Here is a 6,842-nt window from a genome sequence, read left to right as displayed (position 1 = left end):
CTGCATCCTGTTGTTTGCACAACACCATACTGACTAAAAAGTTGGTTGCGGGGGCCAGATTTGAACTGACGACCTTCGGGTTATGAGCCCGACGAGCTACCGAGCTGCTCCACCCCGCGTCCGAATTGTCACTCTCAAGCTGAGCAGCGGCTTGAGTGCGTTTGTCTGCATCCTGTTGTTTGCACAACACCATACTGACTAAAAAGTTGGTTGCGGGGGCCAGATTTGAACTGACGACCTTCGGGTTATGAGCCCGACGAGCTACCGAGCTGCTCCACCCCGCGTCCGAATTTTTCTCGAAGTGGCCGAGCAGTAGCCAGTTCGATTTTTCTCTTTCTCATCCCCATTAACTGGTTTGAAAAAGTAAGAAACTCAGATGGTTGCGGGGGCCAGATTTGAACTGACGACCTTCGGGTTATGAGCCCGACGAGCTACCGGGCTGCTCCACCCCGCGTCTGAGGTGGCCAATAATAGGCGCCAGCGCACAGAATGCAAGTAATTATATCAAAATAAGTTTAATCGCCGCTTAATCGGACAGACTGTGCGGTCATTATCAGCATCATGCTGTTTTTTCAGGCAATAGCGTCTGGGCGACGCATCCGGCACTACACTCAGTAAGGTGATCACTCCTTCATTCTGGGTAGGTAAAATATGCGCATCTCCGCCGGTCATTGCCGTCAGTTGGGGGCCACACCCGACAGCCACGGCGTCAACTTCGCGATCTGGGCCAGATTGGCCAGCCGGGTTGAGTTACTGCTGTTCGCCAGCGAGGATGACAGTAACCCGGAGGTGATCCTGCTATCCCCCCGCCGCAATCGGACTGCCTACTATTGGCATGTCTATATTGAGGGGCTGCCGATAGGTCAGCGTTACGCCTATCGTATCCAGGGACCGTGGCGCCCCTACTGTGGCACCCGCTTTGATGCGGAGAAAGTGCTGCTTGACCCCTATGCCCGCCGCATTGAACTTGGCCCCAATTACGATCGGTGGGCTGCGGCGCGCCCAGGCAGCAATATCGGCTGCTGTGCCAAAAATCGAGTGGTCGATACCCGTGATTACGATTGGGAAGAGGATAAATTACCCGCCCACTCACTCTCCCGCTCGGTGATCTATGAGCTGCATCTGGGGGGATTTACCAATTCACCCAGCTCGGGAGTGGATCCGGCGCTGCGCGGCACTTATCTGGGGCTTATCGAGAAGATCCCCTATCTGCAGTCGCTGGGTATCACCGCCGTTGAGCTACTCCCCATCTTCCAGTTTGACCCCCAAGACGCACCCAAGGGACTCTCCAACTATTGGGGCTATAGCCCGATGTCCTTTTTCGCCCCGCACGCGCAATACGCCTGCGGCGATGATCCTCTCACCGAATTTCGCGACATGGTAAAGGCGCTGCACCGGGCCAATATCGAGGTGATCCTGGATGTGGTTTATAACCATACCGCCGAAGGAGGGGATGATGGCCCTATCTTTTCGTTTCGCGGTATCGACAACGAGGCCTACTACATCCTCGACAACAACCAGAAAGACACCAACTACTCAGGCTGCGGCAACACCTTTAACGGCGCCCACCCGGTGGTGCTGCGGATGATCATGGACAGCCTCCACTTCTGGCGTCAGGAGATGCACGTCGACGGCTTCCGTTTTGATCTGGCCGCGATCTTGTCACGGGATGAATCAGGTCAACCCCAGGCCAATGCGCCCACCTTGCGCACCATTGACACCGACCCCAATATCGCTGACATCAAACTGATTGCCGAAGCCTGGGATGCAGGGGGGCTCTATCAGGTGGGATCACTCGCCGGCGCCCGCTGGCGTGAGTGGAATGGGCAGTTCCGCGATGATGTGCGCTGCTTTTTGCGCGGCGATGAGAACAGTGTCACCACCTTTGTCGAGCGGCTGTGCGGCAGCCCCGATATCTACCACTATCACCACGCTGATCCCGAAAAAAGCATTAACTTCGTCACCTGCCACGACGGTTTTACCCTGTGGGACTGGGCCAGTTACAACGGTAAGCACAACGAGGCGAATGGCGAGGATAACCGTGATGGTTGCGATCACAACTTCAGCTGGAATCATGGCCATGAAGGGGTGACCGAGGATCCGCAGATCAATGCCCTGCGGATGCGCCAATCCAAAAATATGATGGTGGCGACCTTGCTCTCGGTCGGATCCCCCATGCTGCTGATGGGGGATGAGCTGTTGCGAACCCAGCACGGCAACAATAATGGCTACTGTCAGGATAACGCCACCTGCTGGATGGACTGGCAGCCCAACGCTCGCAGTCAGGAGATGTTCCGCTTTATGAAGGAGCTGATCCAGTACCGCAAACATCTGTTCCAGCGCCCGGAACAGGAGAGCATGCCGTTATCGCTCACCGAGATCCTGCGCCATAGCGAGCTCTGCTGGCACGGGGTCAACGCAGGACAGCCCGATTTTGGCCCCCACTCCCATGCTATCGCCATGTCGGCCCTCTCGAGCGAAACCAAGCTTGCACTCTATGTGCTGTTTAACGCTTACTGGGAGCCCCTGACCTTCAACCTGCCCAGCCCACCCAAAGGTGTGGGTGGTTATTGGCGACGGATCCTCGATACCGCCCTGCCCTCGCCACAGGACATCTGCACCTTCGGCATGCCGCTTGAAGGGTTGACCCGGGAGTATCTGGCCCAGCCGCGCAGCAGTTGCCTCTTTATCTGTGGGGCTGACGACTTCTATTAATAGGCTGGCGCAAAAAACGAAAAGCCCCCCCGAGCCTGGCTCGGGGGGGCTTTTTCATTTAAACATCTGGATCAGACCAGTTGGTGCCACACACTGGTGGCGGCGATCTGGGCGATTAACAGACCGCACAGTGCGGTCGATACCACCACCGGAGCCGTCTCCCGCTGCAGATAAAGCGGGCTGAACCAGAGCAACAGAGAGACCACCAACAAGCCAGCCTGAGTGAGTACCGCCGGGATCAGTGCATCAAGGTTGGCCGCCCCGCCTTGCCATGCCACCAACACCGCCAACCAGATCAGGCTGATGATGGCCCCTGCCAACCCCGCCAGGGGCAATAAGGTGTTAAATGCGGTGAGGCGATGCCGGGCTCGCAGCAACATCAAGTGGGCAAAGGCCGCCCCCAACATGGTCATCTGCAGCAAGCCACTGATCCAGCCCTGCACCTGCAACAATCCCACACCATACAGCGCCAGCGGCATGCCCGGTAACCAGAGCAGGGCCGAAGGGATAGAACGCTTGCCTTCCAACCGCGACTGGAGCAGCGACAATGCCACCCCGAGCACCAGACTGGCGCCACCACTCCAGATAAGCCAGCTGGCCGCCTTTGCTTCAATCGCTAGCATCAGCGACAGGGCAGTAATGACCCAAACAGAGAAGAGTTGCTGGTTGACTCTGGCCCGTTGTCCCGGGCAAATATCACCGCGCCACAACACGATACCGAGGGCGATCAGGGCGCCCAGCGCCATCAGCCCGGTCAGGGGGAAAAGCCAAAAAGGGAGTTGGACGAACATGACGCCTCCAGCAGAGTGTTTCGAAATGCGCCAACGCGGCGCCAAAGAGAGGCGGAGTATACCCAACCCCGCCGCTATCCCCAATCTCTGCAAGCAATACTGGAAGCATCTGACGCCCAGGCCACGCGCACTTGCACTGTGACCATGCGCGACAACAAGGCAGCACAGACTAACGTCCGCTTATCCCTGGCCTCGCGCCAGCGCAACCACCTTGGCAAACATCTGACGGATCACCGGTGGAATATGCTCGCCACCGAGACGCTCGGCTTCTTCAACGACGGCCAGCGCCATACCCGGTTTGCTGCGTTTATGGATTGCCTTGTTAATGATGTGACGGGCACTCCACATAGTGCGCCCCCCCACCCCCGCCTCACGGCGAAATACCGCCTCGAAACCGTTGTGATAAAGGTAATGTTCGATGTCTGCCGCCGGTAGCTGGGTCAGTCTGTCCCGCTCCCTATCACCTTTTAACAAGGAACGGGCCGACGCCGCATACTTGAGCCCGGCTTCATCACCATCAGTCAGTAGATGCCATTCGATACCAAAATCCCGCGCAACCTTGATCAGTGGCGACTGGCCACACTGGGCAAACTCGATGACCCGCACCCCCTCGGCCCGCAAGCTGTAACCACAGATCTGGGCCAACTCCGAGAGCAGCCAGATCTCGGTCTCGCCCTCCACCAGCAGCCAGCAGCGGGCAAACAGCGACATAGGGCGATTGATCCGTACATGGAAGGCGATTTTGCGCAAGTCATCGCTGCTATAGCGCTCTCCCCCCAGTTGCTGGCAAAGAATATCTTGCTGGCGCCGCACCAAGCGGCGAACCTGATTAAGCGGCAAAGAGGAGAGCAGATCCCCCGAGTTGGTGGTGAGCAGCTTCTGGCCTGGCAATTGATCCAGCAAGCCCCACGCCAATGCCAGCATGGTCGGGTGCAGCCGACTTTCGGGATCTTCCAGGATCAGGATCGGCCGGGCCCCCTCCTCCAGCTCGCGGTTGCCCCGCGCCTGCAGCAAGGTCGCCGCCATCCCGGCCATGGCCAGTTGCAAAGCACGATTATCTGCATGGCGCAGCAGGGTGTGCAGGTTACCCGGATTGCGCAGGGTCATAGGGCGATTGACAATATCGCGCTGACTTCGTGGCTTATTTTTCATCGGAGCCAGCGCATTAAAGTAGTGATCCATAAGCTGGCGCACCGCCTGCAGTGCTTCCTTCAGCTCGGGTTCACCGATCCGCTGGGGCTCGTCAATCAGCTTGTCGGCCAACTCGCTTAACCGTTGCTCCGACAGATCTCCCCACGCCACAGTCTCCACTCCGTTGCGCGTGCTGCGCGCGTCGCGCAGACGAAAAACCGGGTTCATGGTGATCAGCAGACTGACCAGCTCATCAGCATTGGCGATGGGTAGGATTTTACCTGTTCCGTCGAGAAAATCATGAAGCGTCAGAATGGAGCCATCGGCTTGCAACTCCGCGCTGGCGCGATAGTGAATACGGTGGAATCTATCTTTATGCAGCACCCAGGAGGGGCGAAGGCGGGCCAAACGATGGGAGTGCTGACACACCTGGGGTCTGTGCTCACTGAAGGTGAGCACCAGTTGCAAGTGGCGTGTCGGCGCTAGCTCGGGATCTTCCGGCTGATGGAAATCCTCGGCGGTAAATTGGTAGGGCTCGGCATTTTGCCCCAGCAGGCACCAGAGGGCGCGCAACAGGCTTGATTTGCCCCAGGTATTTTCACCAATCAGCACCGTTGTCTGATCGAGCCCGAGCGACAGGCGATTAATCCCGCGAAAACCTTTTACTTCAATACGTTCCAGAAACATCCAGCCATGTCCACATCATTGTGATGGGGCAATAGTGGCAAAGTTACCGGAAAAATCCTATCGGATGCTGGGCTTTTTCAACGTGAACTGTGAGGCACTGCAGGTTCGGGAGGGGTGACGACAGCGGTGCGATCTTGGGGGGCATTCCAGTGGCTAAACCAGAGATGGCGGGTACGAATTTGACGTTTGCGATAATTCAATGGGCATTCCTTTCAAAATATAAGTGGTCAAGAGTACACCTCTTTTGCTCAAAGTCTCAGGGTTATCTGTGACAGAAAGATGACAATGGCGCACACCACTGTCTCGGCGTAATAGCAACGGCGGCGCGAAAACGGTTGCTAACAAAGAAGGTGGGATGACACGCGCACGCCGGTTGCTCATCATAGCGTCCACTCGCCTGCGCTTTAATGCGCCATCGGTCTGGCAAGCCATTTGGTGGGTCTGGTGATCAGCATTATCGGTAACTTGGTAATCTTGGCGTTTCCCCTCAAGCGGTGGCGATTTCACCCGCCCAAGGCAGCAAATGACCCTTGCTCCTGAGGCAGGCAGCCCCTAAGGTAGCGCACATTCAATAAGTAACGATGGCAAGGGGACTCTATGTTACTGGAAGGACTGGAGACGCTCAGCTTGCTGGCGAGCGAAGGGACCATGGCCAAGGTAGCCAGCCGTCTCTATATCAGCCAGTCGGCGGTGAGCAAGCGCATTGCCCAGCTGGAGCTTCGCCTTGGCAAAAAACTGATCGAACCTGATGGGCGCCAGATCCGGCTCACCCCGCAGGCGCAGGAGCTACTGGAACGGCTCGCGCCCAGCCTTGCCGAGATGAAGGGGGTGCTGGCGGACAGCCAGACCCTGTTCGATCAGACCCCACTTCCCATCGCCTGCTCCGAAACCCTGCTGGCAGGCTACCTTGCCCGTTTTATGCACGACTATCTAGGTCAGGATCCCCATCTGGCCCTCTCCACCCACCACACGCCGGTGATCCTGACCAGGGTGCGCAGTGGCGAGGCTCTGCTCGGTATCTGTGCCGGTCGCCTGCCACCGGGCCACGGACTCGATGCCGAACTGCTGCTGGAGGAGCCATTTTATCTGGTGGGTAACGAACCGAATCCAAAGCGGCCAACCACTGCGGGGGCAATGCGCAAGATCCTCACCATGGATCTGGAGAACCCGGCCAACCGCTACCTGCGCGAGCCGCTGGCCGGGATGGGACTGGAGCCCGCCATGGAGCTCGACTCCTACTTGGCGTTGATCGAGCTTGCCAAGGCGGGGATGGGACCCGTGCTGTTACCCGCAGGCCTGCTGGCGTTGGTGGGAGAACAGGGAGAAATGGCATGCCCACTGCCCGGGGTGGGGCGCCCGCTCTATCTGGTTTATCGACAGAGCAGTCTCAAGCGCGAGCGGATCGCCCGGCTGGTCAGCGCCCTGCACCAGCACTTTCGCCACTACAACGACACGCCGCGCTAGTTGTGTAAACCCGCCAGATGTGACAACGGGGCCCAAAGGCCCCGTTAAAGTCCG

General features: G+C 58.0%; 4 protein-coding genes and 3 tRNA genes. 2 read left to right on the top strand and 5 right to left on the bottom strand.

The genetic code is table 11. The features are described from left to right. Positions 1-42 precede the first annotated feature (42 nt). From BN4575_RS18745 to BN4575_RS18735, 3 genes are all read right to left on the bottom strand, one after another. Positions 43-119: transfer RNA gene (locus BN4575_RS18745), tRNA-Met, on the bottom strand. An 88-nt stretch (positions 120-207) separates the two neighbouring features. Beyond that, positions 208-284 (bottom strand) — tRNA-Met (locus BN4575_RS18740). 93 nt (positions 285-377) lie between these two features. After that, positions 378-454, bottom strand: a tRNA-Met gene (locus tag BN4575_RS18735). Positions 455-651: 197 nt separating this feature from the next. Here BN4575_RS18735 and glgX point away from each other — a divergent pair. After that, a complete protein-coding gene (gene glgX / locus BN4575_RS18730; protein WP_068979319.1) occupies positions 652-2,715 on the top strand; it encodes a glycogen debranching protein GlgX in 2,064 nt (687 codons plus the stop codon). 71 nt (positions 2,716-2,786) lie between these two features. On the opposite strand, the gene BN4575_RS18725 is transcribed toward glgX, so the two are convergent. Beyond that, positions 2,787-3,506, bottom strand: a complete 720-nt coding sequence (locus BN4575_RS18725; RefSeq protein ID WP_068979318.1) for a hypothetical protein — start codon at positions 3,504-3,506, stop codon at positions 2,787-2,789. 180 nt (positions 3,507-3,686) lie between these two features. Beyond that, the gene (locus BN4575_RS18720; protein WP_068979317.1) at positions 3,687-5,324 is read right to left on the bottom strand and encodes an ATP-dependent endonuclease; all 1,638 of its coding nucleotides are present in this window, start codon (positions 5,322-5,324) and stop codon (positions 3,687-3,689) included. Between the two features lie 597 nt (positions 5,325-5,921). Between BN4575_RS18720 and BN4575_RS18715 the strand changes: the two genes are divergently transcribed. Beyond that, positions 5,922-6,788, top strand: coding sequence for a LysR family transcriptional regulator (locus BN4575_RS18715; protein ID WP_068979316.1), 867 nt, complete (start codon positions 5,922-5,924; stop codon positions 6,786-6,788). The last annotated feature ends 54 nt before the right edge of the window (positions 6,789-6,842 follow it).

This window comes from Aeromonas sp. EERV15 (genome assembly GCF_900079845.1).
In the GTDB taxonomy this organism is placed as follows: Bacteria; Pseudomonadota; Gammaproteobacteria; order Enterobacterales; family Aeromonadaceae; genus Aeromonas; species Aeromonas sobria.
This window is presented reverse-complemented; position numbering and strand designations above follow the sequence as displayed.

Bases quoted from the DNA above. Each gene is read 5' to 3' on its own strand.
- BN4575_RS18715 (WP_068979316.1), top strand. From the start codon at position 5,922: ATGTTACTGGAAGGACTGGAGACGCTCAGCTTGCTGGCGAGCGAAGGG.
- glgX (WP_068979319.1), top strand. From the start codon at position 652: ATGCGCATCTCCGCCGGTCATTGCCGTCAGTTGGGGGCCACACCCGAC.
- BN4575_RS18725 (WP_068979318.1), bottom strand. From the start codon at position 3,506: ATGTTCGTCCAACTCCCTTTTTGGCTTTTCCCCCTGACCGGGCTGATG.
- BN4575_RS18720 (WP_068979317.1), bottom strand. From the start codon at position 5,324: ATGTTTCTGGAACGTATTGAAGTAAAAGGTTTTCGCGGGATTAATCGC.